The 15444-nt window shown below is 48.9% G+C and carries 10 protein-coding genes; 4 read left to right on the top strand and 6 right to left on the bottom strand.

What is annotated here, in order from left to right; all coding sequences use genetic code 11:
* Nucleotides 1–148: 148 nt before the first annotated feature.
* The 5 genes from lplA to HMPREF9141_RS07780 form a co-directional block, all read right to left on the bottom strand.
* Complete coding sequence (lplA, locus tag HMPREF9141_RS13025; protein ID WP_007368110.1) at nucleotides 149–1969, bottom strand: bifunctional lipoate--protein ligase/lipoyl synthase; 1821 nt, start codon at nucleotides 1967–1969, stop codon at nucleotides 149–151.
* A gap of 785 nt (nucleotides 1970–2754) precedes the next feature.
* Nucleotides 2755–2946 carry a hypothetical protein gene (locus HMPREF9141_RS07790; protein ID WP_040554970.1) on the bottom strand — a complete coding sequence of 64 codons (192 nt, stop codon included), beginning with the start codon at nucleotides 2944–2946 and terminating at the stop codon, nucleotides 2755–2757.
* 14 nt (nucleotides 2947–2960) lie between these two features.
* Nucleotides 2961–6113, bottom strand: a complete 3153-nt coding sequence (locus HMPREF9141_RS07785; RefSeq protein WP_007368108.1) for a leucine-rich repeat domain-containing protein — start codon at nucleotides 6111–6113, stop codon at nucleotides 2961–2963.
* On the bottom strand, nucleotides 6110–6370 hold the full coding sequence (locus HMPREF9141_RS13970; RefSeq protein WP_007368107.1) for a hypothetical protein: 261 nt from the start codon (nucleotides 6368–6370) through the stop codon (nucleotides 6110–6112). Before HMPREF9141_RS13970 ends, HMPREF9141_RS07785 begins: the two co-directional genes overlap by 4 nt.
* Before the next feature lie 1384 nt (nucleotides 6371–7754).
* Nucleotides 7755–8762: an aspartate-semialdehyde dehydrogenase gene (locus HMPREF9141_RS07780; protein WP_007368104.1), complete on the bottom strand. Its 1008-nt coding sequence runs from the start codon at nucleotides 8760–8762 to the stop codon at nucleotides 7755–7757.
* A gap of 479 nt (nucleotides 8763–9241) precedes the next feature.
* Here HMPREF9141_RS07780 and HMPREF9141_RS07775 point away from each other — a divergent pair, with 479 nt between their 5' ends.
* The 4 genes from HMPREF9141_RS07775 (at nucleotide 9242) to HMPREF9141_RS07760 (ending at nucleotide 14090) form a co-directional block, all read left to right on the top strand.
* Complete coding sequence (locus HMPREF9141_RS07775) at nucleotides 9242–11359, top strand: cation:proton antiporter (RefSeq protein ID WP_007368103.1); 2118 nt, start codon at nucleotides 9242–9244, stop codon at nucleotides 11357–11359.
* A gap of 114 nt (nucleotides 11360–11473) precedes the next feature.
* Complete coding sequence (locus tag HMPREF9141_RS07770; RefSeq protein WP_040554692.1) at nucleotides 11474–12169, top strand: ABC transporter ATP-binding protein; 696 nt, start codon at nucleotides 11474–11476, stop codon at nucleotides 12167–12169.
* A 95-nt stretch (nucleotides 12170–12264) separates the two neighbouring features.
* Complete coding sequence (locus HMPREF9141_RS07765; RefSeq protein WP_007368101.1) at nucleotides 12265–13122, top strand: CvfB family protein; 858 nt, start codon at nucleotides 12265–12267, stop codon at nucleotides 13120–13122.
* A gap of 92 nt (nucleotides 13123–13214) precedes the next feature.
* The gene (locus HMPREF9141_RS07760; protein ID WP_007368100.1) at nucleotides 13215–14090 is read left to right on the top strand and encodes a tRNA threonylcarbamoyladenosine dehydratase; all 876 of its coding nucleotides are present in this window, start codon (nucleotides 13215–13217) and stop codon (nucleotides 14088–14090) included.
* A gap of 508 nt (nucleotides 14091–14598) precedes the next feature.
* On the opposite strand, the gene HMPREF9141_RS07750 is transcribed toward HMPREF9141_RS07760, so the two are convergent.
* The gene (locus HMPREF9141_RS07750) at nucleotides 14599–15255 is read right to left on the bottom strand and encodes a YiiX/YebB-like N1pC/P60 family cysteine hydrolase (protein WP_007368098.1); all 657 of its coding nucleotides are present in this window, start codon (nucleotides 15253–15255) and stop codon (nucleotides 14599–14601) included.
* Between the last annotated feature and the right edge of the window lie 189 nt (nucleotides 15256–15444).

Genomic DNA, 15444 nt, shown 5'->3' with positions numbered 1-15444 from the left:
TTTTTTATGCGTGATCTCATCGGTTTTCATTTCCCGCTCTCCCCCCGTTACATGGCCAGTCTTCTCTCTTCCATCGCTTGTCTCGGCCCGCAAATTCCATTCTCCCGCTTCCGGGAAGGCCGGGGGAGGTTCTCGGAGAGAGAGCCGTCTATCCCTCGGCAGCATGATAGGAAGAGCGCACCAGCGGACCGCTTACCACATGCCGGAATCCCTTTGCCAAGGCAATCCGTTTGTATTCAGCAAACTGTTCAGGCGTAATATAGGCCCTGACCGGCAGGTGACGGGCGGTCGGCTGGAGATACTGGCCGAGTGTCAGCCTCCGGCATCCGGTCGAAAGAATATCGTCCATCGTCTCTAATATCTCCTCGCAAGTTTCCCCGAGACCGAGCATGAAGCCGGTCTTGGCGGTGACACCGCAACGCACGATTTCACGAAGGACATCCAGGCTGCGGTCGTACCGGGCAACAGAGCGGACAGAAGGTGTAAGGCGGCGCACGGTCTCCATGTTATGCCCTGCCACATGCGGACGGGTCTCCATCACCTGCCGGATGAGGTCGGCCTGTCCCATGAAGTCGGGAATAAGGAGTTCTATCTTCGTGTCAGGATTCAGCCGCCTGACCTCTTCTATCGTCTTTATCCAATGGGCGGCTCCATAGTCGGGCAGGTCGTCGCGGTCGACGGAGGTGATGACGGCATAACGCAGGCCGAGTGCCTTTATCGATTCCGCCACATGGCGCGGTTCATTGGGATCGAGATGGTGCGGACGACCGCTCAGCGTATTGCAGAACCGGCATTTACGGGTGCAGATCTCGCCGCCGATCATCAGTGTCGCCGTGCGTGCCATCCAGCATTCCGACCGGTTAGGACAGAGACCACTGGTACAAATTGTGTTCATGTGGTGTTTAGCCAAGATTCCAGCCGTCTCACCGGTCGACTTCTTCGATGTAAGGTCGATCTTCAACCATTCAGGCTTCCTCACGTGCGGCTCACGTCCGAAGAGCAGCCGGAGGAACTGACGCAGCTGCAAGCCGCGCACAATGGCAGACAGGTCCACGTCCTGCAACGTCTCGCCTACCGCCTCCCGGGTGAATGCGCATCCCTTGAGCAGTGCCAGGAAGTCATGGTCGATGTCGCCGAGCAGGAAGTAGTCTCCCACCATATTGATATTTCCTATGATGTTGTTCTTCAGCTCCAGATGCGCTTCCAGCGTACCGACACCCTCGAAGCGGTGCTTCCGCACGACGGTGTACTTCGGATTCTTTCCATAGACAAAGCTGTCCGATGCCAGTTCCTTCTCCAACTCCGCCACACCCTTCATATCCTCGTCAGTCAGCTGCAGCACCTCTGCACCGCACATCTCACGACGTACATAGTCCATGAAAGCAGAAATGCCGAGATGCGTATAGGCCGCAAGGTTCATGACCCGCTGTTTTACAGACTCCACTCCCTTGCTCTGCAGCTTTTCCTTTGCCGGTGTGAGTGCATTGGAGAGATGGTCGAGCCGGGTGTCGAAGAGCAGGGAGTTATGCAGCACACTGCGGTTGGGAAGCTGGTAAAAAGCACACCCCGACACCTTCGTATCATCAATCAGGATGTCATTGCGTCCCGACAGCCGTGCATCGATCTTCAGTCCTTGCAGCATCCCGGCCATACGCCGCATGTACCGTGCGAAGGCCTCGCCGGCATTGGAGGTGCGGGAGATATAAGAGAACTGTATGCAGCCCCTGTCGGCATAAATACATCCCCCGCCGCTCTTCCGTCTGAAGATGTCAATCGCATTCTGCCTGCAGTAATCCGTATTCACCTCATTGTCTATCAGCTGGTTGCGTCCCAGCATGACCGTAGGATTCACACGCCAGCCCATAAAGTAGTCATCGTCTGTATAATGGCGTGCCACATACTCCTCTACCGCAAAATAGAAGGGGAGCCGGCGGATAACGTCAGGTTCCGGCAGTAGTATATATTTCATAGCTTGGTATTTGATTGTTTATACGGACAAATTTACGAATAAAAAGCCAATAGAAGAAAAGAAAGCCGGAGAAACTGAAAGATAAGGACAAATCGACCCTGCGAAGCTTGTTTCTGCAAGCGGGCCGACCTACCTGCCTGCAAGTAGTGACAATCGGAATGATTATCGTCCGGTAAGACCTGAATGTCATGGATACCAATGCACGCCTTCCTTTAAACCGGCATAAAAAAAAAGACACAAAGCGTTGACAACACCTCTGTCAACGGCAGACCAACGTGGACAATTATTCACATCGGCTTGTTTTACAATTGCACAGCACAATTCGTACCTTCCTTATAAGCAACTTACGCCTTGGTCACTATGACCTCTGCTGACTTTTCATGGCGAGTTCTACTCCATAACTTTCGTAAGAACAACTGATTTTCACGTCCATGAAACCTACTCGGACAAAGACATTGCCTTTTCCTCATAACTACTTCATTTATATCAACCGTTACGAATAGCCATCGGGCTTTAGTTTGTTTAGCAACCTTACCCACACTACATGTCTTATATGAAGTTCCTATGCGTTGGAGCAGGAGGTTGCCATCAGCTTTCTTCAGATTTCATCTCACGGTGGACACCCTTTCCTTTAGCTATATGATTCTCGCTATTGGGGTTTATCCGGGGCTTCCCCCGTTTAGACTATACTCATGCCGAACGTACGAAAAAATGCGGAACGTATAGTTTCAACTATCCGGTCCGCATCTTAAAAAAAGAATTACAAAATAATATATAGTTATGAGTTATTCATCCCAAAAATTATAGCTAGGCCACTCAACCACAACATCTTCCTCGAAAAAGTCATTCTTCTTTGCGCCTATCTCTTCACTGGGATTGTAATTGCCTCCCACACCCGGACTGGCGGTGATCATGATGTTTTCAGTCGTCATGTGAACAACCTCTGTGGTCGGTGTAATATATTTTTTTTCTTCCATAATTTCCTTATGCATTATTTAATAATTACTTTATTTCCGCGATGGATAAAGATACCATGCTGCGGCTTTATCACACGCTGACCGTTGAGGTTGTAATAGCTATCATCATCGGTCTTGGCAGCGTCTACCGTCGTTATTCCGGTTGTTTCATCGTCGTCTGCAAATACAAGTGTCAACTTGGCACCTGCAGGTATGCCCTGAATCTTGGCATACGCCTTATGGATGGGGAAGGGATTAATGGTGCTCACAGCCTTTCTAAAGATACCGCCTTGAATCAGATAGACCGGATCTGTAACCGATGCCGACACACTCTTTGAATTTACTACAACACCTGTCATGATATTATTGCTAATGTTATAGACTTGATCATCCTTTTCACCAATGGCATAGTAGAAATCATTTGATGTAGCTTCTTTGTCCAGCACTTTCAATAACACGCCGGTGTTAGCCGGCACATAACCATAGCTGTTATTGGAACCACCATTTACGTCTACACTGGACATTCTTACAAAATAGTCAGAATTCCCATAGTCTCCATTTCCCGATTTCACATCGCCTATCTTGGCAACAAAAGCTGCTACATCGCTATTCCCTTTTTCTGCGTTATAAACACTGAAGTCCACATCAAACTCACGTGCAAATGTCCCATATTTGTTTTTTATTGTTACACCGGGAATCTGATATTTAAGATGTGACGTGAAATTAAAAGGACTTGGTTCTTCAGTCTTGGTAGCTGTATTATAGATTGTCTTAGTCCAGACTTTCTTGTATTTCGGGAGAGCCGTTTTCTTCACGTAGATGGTAGTTGTCTCTGCAAACTCGTTGTAGCTCTTACGTGTATCATCGAGTTCAAAACGAGTAGTGCTCAACATCCGCTTCGTGGGATTGCTTTCAATAAAGAAAACACTTTGAATAGTACTCTTATCGTGATCCTTATCGGTCATGAAGGCCTTAGCTCCAACATACCTAACATCTTTCGTTACAACAACCTCCTTCATCCTGCTGCTAACGCCATCGAAGGAATAGTCGCCAACCAAGCTCACAACATAGTTCTTGCTGTTGTGGGTTACTTTTGCCGGGAAAACGAAAGTCTCATCTGTGCTCGTTGTTTTGAGCATATCCACAGACATATCAGACACAGCTATATACTCTTCTGTACCATCCATAAAAGAAGGGCTGATGGTCTTGAACTTTTTGTAGAAAGCATCACCAGTGTAATCGCTAAGTTTCTCCTTACGTACATGGATGTCAATCTCTTTCATCAAATCAGGAGCCTGTGCACCATCGTCGAAAGATCTTTCATTCTTTTTTTGGTTGATATTAACTGGATCGATTTTATTATCACAGAGGAACGTGATAGTATTCAGGTTAGAGCAACCACCAAACGCACGTTTTTCTATCTTAGTAACCAAGTTGGGAATCACCACATTCTTCAAGACCGTACAATCATAGAATGCGTATTCACCTATGGTTGTGAGTGAAGGAGGCAGTAATGTGAAATGGTCATTGGCCTTACCTGCAGGGAATATCTTCAATGTCTTCTTATCCTTAGACAAGAGGTAACCATCAATACTGGAGTAAACAGTGTTGTCTCTACTTACATTAATATCTGTGAGTTTAAAGCAGGACTTGAAAGCCTCGGGGCTAATATCCGTTGTAGCTGCTGAAATATTCACGACATCTAATGCTGCACATTTGTTAAATGCTTCGCGTTCAATCTTCTGCACCCTATTAGGAACGGTAAACTGCGTCAAACCACAGTCTGCGAAAGCCCCCTGACCAATAACTTCAATCTCGGCATCAGAAGGGAATTCTGCTGTTTTCATACCCGAACAGCCTCTGAAAGCATTGATTTCAATAGTCTTTACTGTCTTGGGGAATTTGAAAGACTCGAGTTTTGGCAAGTAGGCAAAAGCATTCGATTCAATTTTTTCAAGCTGACAATTTCCTTTGAAGTTAAAATGCTTCAAATTTTTGTTAGTAGAAAAAGAATTGGGACGGAGCGTTTTTAGTTGGGAGCCATTCGGAACATTAATCGTCTCTAAATTGGCACAACCGTCAAAAGGCTTATCAAGCGATGTCACCTTTGAAGGCAATGTCACCTCTTTCAATTTCGGACACGCTCTAAAAACAGCTGTACCAAGATGCTTAACATCTGAAGGTTCCGTGAATGTCACATTTTCAAGTTTTGGCAGTTGACGAAAAGCCTCATCATTGATTGATTCCAACCCTACAGGAAAGGTCATTGCCGTAAGACTCTGTACAGACCAGAAAGCCAGAGCCTCAATCACCTTTGTTGTTGGAAGGATGTCGTAGGTATCACCAGGTTTACCAGCCGGATAGAAATAGAGGATATCCTTTTCAGGCTTAGAATAAATCACGCCGTTCACAGCAACAAAGTCTGTGTTCTCCTCAGGAACTATATACTTATCAACTTTTGTACAAGCACCAAAACAACCAGGTTCCATACCCTTCTTTGTAGTGGAATCATATTTCTTTAGCCCCTTAGGAAGGGTAATCGTGGTAAGCTTATAGGCTGAAAAAAGAGAAGATTTTGCCAAACTGGTAACCCGATTCAGGTCGATTGTTTTCATCTTCTCAGGATAAGCAATAGCGAAACCTGCAAGAGTGGTTATACTGCTAGGTACTGTGTAATCCTCTGTGTTCTTAGCACGAGGATAGAGCATAAGCTCTTCACCTTTACAGAGTACCCCAGCTTCTGTTCTAAAAGGAGTAATTCCTCCACCAGCTATGGCAAACTCCTCAAGCGAGTTGAGTGGGGCGATAGAAGGATAGCCAACAGATATTTCTTTCAGGTTGGGGGGAAGAACTATTTTTTTTAAACCATCAATCAGACTGAAACACGAATTTTTAATAATTTCCACATTGGGCTTAACAGTATAGGTACCACCGGTAAGAGGAACAGATGAAGGGACAAAACGCAGCGTCTTCCCATCCCTTGAATAAAGGGCGCCATCACTATCTGAACTGAAATGGGGATTATCGGGAGACACGGTGTACTTAGGCACCTTTTTCAACTGTGTATTTGCATTTTCTTCGATTCTTTCTACTTTCTTTGGAATATTGATAGATTCCAAACTAGCGCCTGAAAAGACACCTGCATCCAAGTAAGTAATACTTTCAGGCAACTTAACCGAAGTAATCATCTTACAATCATACCCCCCATATAAGTTACGCCTGTAACAGTGAAAGTTGTACCATGACCATCTGGAACTGTTTCAGGAATCACCAACTCGCCAACAACATTGTCTGCATTCAAAAAAGCAAGATAGTGTAAATCAACCGAAGTCACTTTATAGTTCATGTGATTGATCTTAACAATCTGGCCATTGGTATAGGCATAGAGCCCTTTCGGTATTACCACAAACAGCAATGCCAATAAAAAAAGTTTAGTTTTTACCATATTTATCAATTATTTTAATAATTCCAGCTGATTGTTGTGAGTGCCTACCATTCGTTTAAAACCCACAGCACTTTAAATGATGTTTAGCCTCTTTCTTATATAACAACTCTCGCCCGCAAAGGTAAACATTTTATATTGAAAACACAAGTATTTATGGATCAAAGTTGATTTGAATGGGTAACAGAAGTCTGGGTAACAGAAGTCTGGTTCTTCCGTTAAATGCGTAGATGCTTTTCATATGGCTTTAACGGAAGAACCGAAGTGATTGATGAAACAAAAACATGATCAGGACTGTCAACTGCCGATCCTGTCATCAGCCTCCGAGTCAAAGACCTTTTCATTTTAATACGTTGAAAAGGCAGATAAGATTTTGAAAAACCATTACATAATTTCAAACAGATCATCTGTAAATGTAAAGAACACGTACAAAAATCGAGTTTGTAACCAGCAGTCAATCAATCGGTTGTTAAGTCGTTTACAAGAGGTGCTTAATTGGACTTCAAAAGGGCGTTGGTAACACGCTAAGAGAGCACCTGTTGCAGGTCAATCAGGCATCTTTTAGGAGCCAGAAGAGCATGTGTCAGCTTTGAACTGCACAAAAATATTTACAAACACCGATGATCTGAGAATAAGTTGTTTGTAAAAGACGGAAAGACAGGCTGACGGGCAGGCATCGTATCAATTTGTCTTTTCTGCCTTTTATCCTGTAGTTTACCCTCCTTTGCAAGACCATCCGTTTTTGGAGAGTCATACTATGCAAGTACACAAGCCCTTTATTCTATTCTATCCATTTAACGGAAGAACCAGAAGTTTTTCCTATTGATATGGTTATACCCTATTCATGAAATCGCTTGCATTCGCATACTCCTCCGGATCTTCTTTTTCGCTAATTGAATCTTGGAGTTCAGAATTGGTAACAATAGCATATTTGTATCCATGGCTTCAAAGGTGATACTGTTTGAGGACTTGAACTAAACGTTACCCACACAAATCAACACTGCCCTTGGATTTCTTAGAACATGCATAAAGTACATTATCTTTGCTGTTTTACTGCAAGCTGCACTTCGGTCAGCAGATTGCAGGCGTGCAAGCCTTCGACACGAATGATGCCGGGCGTAAGTACACCGGAAGGAGGGCAGGTTCGTCTCTGTCATTACCCTAACATACAGCAAGGGGGAATGACCGACTTATACAGAAAAGGTTTACCGGACGGAACAAACGGGAAGTACGTTTAGAACAGGAATGACGTCGGGGAATGACCATTTAGAGGAAATCTCCACCGTTTTAAACAAATAGAACTTGCCTCTTCTTGAAAGAGCATCGTGCTACGCTTTCAAGGAAAGGCAAGTTCCAGCTGCCTGAAAAGAAAAATCAATACAGACTGTCAAAGCCCCGACCTGACCAGATACTCTGCAATCTGCACGGCATTCAGTGCAGCCCCCTTGCGGATCTGGTCGCCGGTGAGCCAGAGGGTGATGCTGTTGTCGTCAGCAAGGTCCTTGCGGATGCGCCCGACAAAGACATCATCTTTGCCGGCACTCTCCAAAGGCATCGGATAGATATAGTGCTGCGGATCGTCGACAAGCGTCACGCCCGGAGCCGTCTTCAAAGCCTCACGGACTTCCCCGACGGAGAGCGGACGCTCGGTCTCGAGCCAGACCGCCTCGGAGTGGCTGCGGAGCGACGACACACGGACGCAGGTGGCTGATGTGCGTACATCGGAGTGCATGATTTTCCGTGTCTCGTTGAACATCTTCATCTCTTCCTTCGTGTAGTCGTTCCCGGTCATCTTGTCAATCTGCGGGATGACATTGTAAGCGAGCTGGTGCGGAAACTTCTCGATGGTCTTCACCTCACCCGTCTCCACCAGTTCCTTATACTGCTGCTGCAGTTCCTGCATGGCTGCTGCACCGGCACCGGATGCACTCTGGTAACTGCTGACGTGTACTTTCCGGATATGGCTGAGCCTGTCGATCGGATTCAGCACGACGACCATCATGATGGTGGTGCAGTTGGGATTGGCAATGATGCCACGCGGGCGTACGAGCGCATCCTCGGCATTGATTTCCGGGACGACCAGCGGCACATCGGCATCCTGACGGAACTGGCTGGAGTTGTCGATCATCACGGCACCGTACCGGGTGATGGTCTCCGCAAACTCGGCAGATGTACCCGCACCGGCACTGGTGAAAGCAATGTCAACACCCTTGAAGTCTTCATTGTGCTGGAGCAGCTTCACTTCGTAATCCTTCCCCTTGAAGGTGTACTTACGTCCGGCTGAACGTGTCGAGCCAAACAGCACCAGGCTGTCCAGCGGAAAGTTTCTCTCGTCCAGAAGGCGCAGGAGTTCCTGTCCTACGGCACCGCTGGCACCAACAATTGCTACTTTCATCTCTTTTATGTCTTTATTGGTTTTACGAATCCTTTGTCATTGCAAAAGTACTATTTTTCCTGCAATGCCGGCTACTGTCAGCCTTTCTTTTTTCGATTTTTGCAGCGCTTTCAATTTGATTATAACCTTTTGCAAGACAATATGCACCGTACGATTACACAATTATCTTTCGTACGACAGAAGATTAAAGTCTTCAAAGCAGAAGAAAGAATCCCACGTCTGACAGTGATTTTAAACGGCTGTCATCCCTATGCGATTCTGTTGCTTCCACCTAAGAACGAACTCGTCAAAAACCGGTCATTCCACTTTCAACACTTTCTCTCTGCTCATAAATACTCCATCAAAGCCTATTCATCATGTAGAGATATATCAGACTTTTCCGCTATCCCTCTCTGAAGAAAAAAACATTTTCTTTCTCCCGCTGGCTTATAAATCGCAGTTTTTGTGTAAATTTGCAGACAACAAGCGTATAGACTTTCATGCTGAATTTATCCCAATATTTTCCTATCACCGACCCGACACTGATTTTCTTCGTCGTCCTGCTGATGATACTGCTTTCGCCCATCATCATGGGACGGCTGCGCATTCCGCATATCATCGGCATGGTGCTGGCGGGTGTCGTCGTGGGACAATACGGACTGGACATACTGGAGCGCGACGCCTCGTTTGAGCTTTTCGGACGTGTCGGACTCTATTACATCATGTTCCTTGCCGGACTGGAGATGGACATGGAGGGACTGAAGAGGAACCGGAGCCGCGTGGCTGTTTTCGGCATGCTTACTTTCCTTGCACCCTTTGCGATAACCTACGCCATGGCGACCGGGTTGCTGCACTACACGCCTCTGGCATCCCTCCTGCTTGCAGCCATCATGGCCTCGAACACGCTGATCGCCTACCCCATCGTAGGACGGTACGGACTGACACGCCACACAAGTTCGACGCTGAGTGTCGGCTCCTCCATGACGGCGCTCTTCCTGGCACTGATCGTCATGGCCTCCATCGTCAATTCGTTCCATGGCGGCAGCGGTATCGGCTTCTGGCTGCTGTTCGTCGTGAAGTTCGCTGTCTACTGTGCCGGACTCATTCTCATCATCCCCCGACTGACACGCTGGTTTCTCCGCCGCTATTCAGACTCGGTGATGCAGTTCATCTTTGTCCTTGCCGTCGTCTTCCTTTCGGCAGCACTGTCGGATGCCGTCGGACTGGAAGGCATCTTCGGTGCGTTCATGTCCGGACTGATACTGAACCGGTTTGTACCCAAGGTATCACCGCTGATGAACCGCATCGAGTTCACGGGCAACGCACTGTTCATTCCTTACTTCCTGATCGGTGTGGGTATGCTGATCAATGTACGGCTGCTCTTTGCCGGGAGCAGAATCCTCTGGGTGGTATTCTGTCTGGTCTTCTTCGGCACACTGGGGAAAGCCGTGGCGGCTTACCTGGCAGCACGGCTCTTCCGTATGCCGTGGCTGTCGGGGCACATGATGTTCGGACTGACCAGTGCCCATGCCGCCGGCGCCATCGCCATGGTAATGGTAGGCCGGCAGCTGGAGACGGCACCAGGAAGTTATCTGTTCGGCGATGAAGTATTGAATGGCATCGTCATCATGATTCTCTTCACCTGCGTCATCTCGACCGTCATCACCGAGCGCGCGGCGCAGCGTCTCCGCCTGCAGGAGAAGGAGGAACCGCAACTGAAGAAGGACGTTGACGACGAGAAGATACTCATCCCGGTGAAATACCGGGAGTATGCCGACAACCTCGTCACGATGGCGACGATGATGCGCAATCCCCGCTCCAGACGGGAGCTGGTGGCATTGAATGTGGTGTATGATGATGTGAACATGCGGCACAACCAGGCCGAAGGACAGCGACTGCTGGACCATCTTCAGCATCTGGCCAGCGCATCGGACGTACCCATGACCACACAGGTGCGTATTGCGGCAAACATCGCCAATGGCATCAAACACGCTTTCAAGGAGTTTCAGGCATCAGAGATATTGATGGGTCTGCACTTCCACAAGGAAGTCAGCCGGGGCTTCTGGGGGGAGTTCACACGGAGCCTGTACAACGGACTGAGCCGACAGATCATCATCACCCGCATCATGCAGCCGCTGAATACCATCCGCCGCATACAGGTGGCTGTCCCCTCACGTGCGGAGTTCGAGCCGGGCTTCTACCGCTGGGTGGAGCGGATGGCGAGAATGGCCGGCAACCTGGAGTGCCGTATCGTTTTCCACGGCCGGCAGGATACGCTGCAGCTTGTCAAGGAATTCATCCACAACCGTTTCCCGAGCGTCAGGGCCGAGTATGAGGAACTGGAACACTGGAACGAACTGCCAGGACTGGCGACGAGAATACGGGAAGACCACCTCTTCGTCATCGTGACGGCCCGCAAGGGAACCATTTCCTACAAGAGTGCGATGGAACGGCTACCCGAAGAGGTGAACAAGTACTTCAAGGGCAAGACACTGATGATCATCTTCCCTGACCAGTACGGCAACCGGATGGACGACATGACCTTCGCCCAGCCGCAGCACACAGAGGAGCGCAGTGCCTACGAGGCTGTAAGGGAGTGGATTCAGAACAAGGTATAAGCATTGCCTCTGTCTGCCTGGTCCGTTTCACAAAACAGACGGGTCTACCCGTCCCGGCAGACCTCACCGGCCTGCCTTCCCAACAGATTCGATCGGACAGAGAAAAGAAAAAATATGATTGACATTAAGAACATAACAAAGAGTTTCGGGTCACTTCAGGTGCTGAAAGGCATCGACCTGCACATTGACAAAGGTGAAGTCGTCAGCATCGTCGGGCCGTCCGGGGCCGGAAAGACCACCCTGCTGCAGATACTCGGCACACTGGACAAGCCCGACAGCGGTTCTGTCATCGTGGACGGTGTGGATGTCGGCAGACTGTCTGCCGGCAGGCTGAGCGACTTCCGCAACCAGCACTTGGGCTTCGTCTTCCAGTTCCATCAGCTTCTCCCGGAGTTTACCGCACTGGAGAACATCATGATTCCTGCCTATATCGCAGGCAGGAAGACGAAGGATGCACGGAAGCGTGCCGGTGAACTGCTTGAGTTCATGGGACTGGCCGACCGTGCCGGACACAAGCCCAACGAGCTCTCCGGCGGTGAGAAGCAGCGTGTAGCCGTTGCCCGAGCATTGGTAAACAATCCTGCCGTCATCCTTGCCGATGAGCCCTCGGGCAGTCTGGACACAAAAAACAAGCAGGAACTGCATCAGCTTTTTTTCGATCTCCGCGACAGATTCGGACAGACATTCGTCATCGTCACACATGATGAAGAGCTCGCCCGTACCACAGACAGGACCATCCGCCTGAAGGACGGTCTGATAGAAGCCTCCCCGGAAAGAGAGAATACTCCTGAAACAAAAACATCAGAATAAGGTCTACCATCCTTCTTTCTATATCACCTATCACCGTTATCATCGCTTATCCCCACTTATCATCGCTTATCATCACCCAATAATCATCTCCAAAAATGTCTAAAATAAAACTCGGAGCATACAATACGCTCACAGTACAGAAAGTCGCCCTGCGTGAAGGCAACGGCGATCCGTTCGGTCTCTATCTCGACGGCGGACCGGCAGGTGAAATCCTCATGCCGCAGAAATACGTCCCGGAGGGCACACAGATCGGCGACGAGATAGAGGCATTCGTCTATCTCGACCAGGACGAACGCCCCATCGCCACGACCGAGAAACCACTGGCACAGGTAGGCGACTTCGCTTATCTGGAATGTTCGTGGGTCAATGAGTATGGGGCATTCCTGTCATGGGGCATCACGAAAGATCTCTTCTGCCCGTTCCGTGAACAGAAGAAACGAATGGAGAAAGGCAGCAGCTATATCGTCTACATCCATCTCGACGAAGAGACCTACCGGCTTGTAGCCTCGGCAAAGGTGGAACATTATCTCGACGGATGCCCGGAAGGCTACAAGCACGGACAGGAAGTAGACCTGCTGGTGTGGCAGAAGACCGACCTCGGCTTCAAGGTCATCGTTGACAACCGGTATGCAGGACTTGTCTATGAAGACCAGATTTTCCAGTACATTCATACCGGCGACCGACTCAAAGGTTACATCTCCACTGTCCGCCGTGACGGAAAGATAGACTGTACGCTGCAGCCGGCCGGACACCGGCATGCTGAAGACTTTGCAGAAGTCCTGCTCCAGTATCTGAAGGACAACGGCGGTGTATGCGACCTCGGTGACAAGAGCGAGGCAGAAGACATCAAACGCCGCTTCCAGGTATCGAAGAAAGTGTACAAACGAGCCGTCGGCGACCTCTACAAGCGCCATCTCATCACCGTCGAACCACTGATGATAAAATTAGTCTGAGCGTTCCGCTCCCCTGCCCCGTTTCCTCTATCAAGAACCATCTCGACAGAGGAGGCCATCAGGATAAATCTCATCATCGCCTATCACCGCCTATGCACAACCAATTCTCAAGAACCCAACTCCTCCTTGGCAGACCCGCTACTGACACCCTCAACGGCAGCCGCGTGGCGGTCTTCGGAGTCGGGGGCGTAGGAGGATATGCCGTCGAAGTGCTCGCACGCAGCGGTGTGGGGGCCATTGACATCATCGACAACGACCGTGTGTGTCCGTCCAATATCAACCGGCAGCTCCTTGCCACCACCAAGACGGTAGGACTATATAAGGTCGATGTGGCTGAAGAACGCATCCATGCCATCAATCCCGACTGTATTGTACGCAAGCACCGGACTTTCTACCTGCCGGACAATGCCGACCAGTTCGATTTCACTCTTTATGATTACGTGATTGACTGTATTGATACGGTCAAGGCAAAACTCGACCTCATCTTCCGTTGCCACGAGCAGAACACCCCTCTGCTTGCCTGCATGGGTGCCGCCTACAAGCTGGATGCCACCCTGTTCCGTGTGACCGACATCTTCAAGACCATCAACGACCCGCTGGCAAAAGTCATCCGCAAGAAACTCCGCAAGACGAATATCAAACATCTCAAAGTAGTCTACAGCCCCGAAGAACCGCTCGAAAGCATCCTGCCACTCGACGGTTCCGGCCCGTCCGATGAAGACTGCTCCGACACCATCCGGCATTCCGTGCCCGCCTCAAGCGCATGGGTACCAGCCGCAGCAGGACTAATCGCAGGAGGAGAGGCGGTGAAGGACCTTATCCTTTCAGCCCACACCATGCGCATCCGACCCGAAGAAGAGGCAGCAAGCGAACCGGCCCGCATCGCACGTGAGCGGGCTGCAATGATGCTGGAAGAGCATAAACGGATCAAAGCAGAGCAGACTGCAGCGGACAAGCAGTGCTTTTGACAAGAAATTTAAAAAGCGAAGATGAAAGATGAAAACAAGTCAGAACCCTTTACGGGTGCCGGTACAATTATAAGTGCAGAATAAGTAAGCCCCTTATTAAATAAGTCTTTCCGACACAATGCTTCACCGACTATAAGTTGCTCCCATTCCGGCAATATACGGCAGGGAGCGGGCCAACAACATGACTGGTGTTTACCGACAACTCCATAAGTGACGGCCATCAACACATCTGCAGGGAACGGGAAGACCTGCATTCCGGCCGCTTTTATATACAGTAAAGCACCAATGAACAACTTATATTGAAAATGCTCACCGAACAGCACTAAATTCTATTTGCTGTCATTCCCGTCATCCCAAGCAGGTGTAAAAGTGATTAGCTTACAGGATATTATCTCGAAATGTTAGAATGACAGCAAATGAATTTAAAATTATATTGTGATTATCTCTGAAAGGAGTTGTGGTATGACAAAGGCCATTCACAATGATCAGGTTATTCGAAAGTCAGAGTTCAGAATGCGTAAGCAACTTTTACGGCCTTGTCACGTGACAGCTGTCCGGGATTAGTACCGGGTTCTCCTTCGGGCACTTCACGATGGTAGAAGCCATAGAAGCGGATCCAGGAGTCTAAGATCTTACCGTCTTTACCATGAAAGGACATAGGGATAGTGTGGAATACCGGGAGTCCATGATGGTCGACGAACGACTTCTGGACCAGTTCACTGCAATAGATTTCCTTGTCATCGGGCATATAGAAGTGGTCGTAAGGCCTGCCGAGATAGCACAATGCCCGTTTCATAGAAGCAGCTATATCACAGTCGGCAATTACCCTTCCTACAGCAATAAGCGGCCTGCCTTCTTTCCCCTTCGCACGGTTGAGGAAGTCGGTCAGGGCGGTAAGCACAACCCCTTTCCCGATTGCTTCCAGTGCATAATCAAGGCTGTCCGTATGATGGAAAATCGCCACATGGTCAATCTTCAGTCCGTCAATGCCCTGCGTTGCATCTGTAATGGCATTGCTTTGTTCCTTCACAACAAACATCAGGTCTCCCTCACGCAGGTTGCGGAGGGAGATGTCTTCATCCTGCTCAAACGCTGACGAACAGCCACAGAACAGAATGAACAAGACTAAAAGCAGAGGCTTCAGGTTTTCCGGGAATCTTCTCATGGAGTATAAAGTCTGATGTTAATAATATATGTCTACGGGTTTCTTGATCTGTGCAGATAGCATACCGGCAAAATGCTCAATGCTGAAAACAAGATCCGCACAACGGCATCAAGGCATGGAAACGGAACAGGATTGAGCGTACGGCCGTCCCGGCAGCGGATATTCCCTGGCGGAGGAGGCTGCATCAAA

This window comes from Prevotella multiformis DSM 16608 (genome assembly GCF_000191065.1).
Classification (GTDB): Bacteria; Bacteroidota; Bacteroidia; order Bacteroidales; family Bacteroidaceae; genus Prevotella; species Prevotella multiformis.
The sequence above is the reverse complement of the archived record's forward strand: the minus strand, read 5'-3'. Positions and strand labels throughout refer to the sequence as shown.

Bases quoted from the DNA above. Each gene is read 5' to 3' on its own strand.
- lplA (WP_007368110.1), bottom strand. From the start codon at position 1,969: ATGAAATATATACTACTGCCGGAACCTGACGTTATCCGCCGGCTCCCC.
- HMPREF9141_RS07790 (WP_040554970.1), bottom strand. From the start codon at position 2,946: ATGGAAGAAAAAAAATATATTACACCGACCACAGAGGTTGTTCACATG.
- HMPREF9141_RS07785 (WP_007368108.1), bottom strand. From the start codon at position 6,113: ATGATTACTTCGGTTAAGTTGCCTGAAAGTATTACTTACTTGGATGCA.
- HMPREF9141_RS13970 (WP_007368107.1), bottom strand. From the start codon at position 6,370: ATGGTAAAAACTAAACTTTTTTTATTGGCATTGCTGTTTGTGGTAATA.
- HMPREF9141_RS07780 (WP_007368104.1), bottom strand. From the start codon at position 8,762: ATGAAAGTAGCAATTGTTGGTGCCAGCGGTGCCGTAGGACAGGAACTC.
- HMPREF9141_RS07775 (WP_007368103.1), top strand. From the start codon at position 9,242: ATGCTGAATTTATCCCAATATTTTCCTATCACCGACCCGACACTGATT.
- HMPREF9141_RS07770 (WP_040554692.1), top strand. From the start codon at position 11,474: ATGATTGACATTAAGAACATAACAAAGAGTTTCGGGTCACTTCAGGTG.
- HMPREF9141_RS07765 (WP_007368101.1), top strand. From the start codon at position 12,265: ATGTCTAAAATAAAACTCGGAGCATACAATACGCTCACAGTACAGAAA.
- HMPREF9141_RS07760 (WP_007368100.1), top strand. From the start codon at position 13,215: ATGCACAACCAATTCTCAAGAACCCAACTCCTCCTTGGCAGACCCGCT.
- HMPREF9141_RS07750 (WP_007368098.1), bottom strand. From the start codon at position 15,255: ATGAGAAGATTCCCGGAAAACCTGAAGCCTCTGCTTTTAGTCTTGTTC.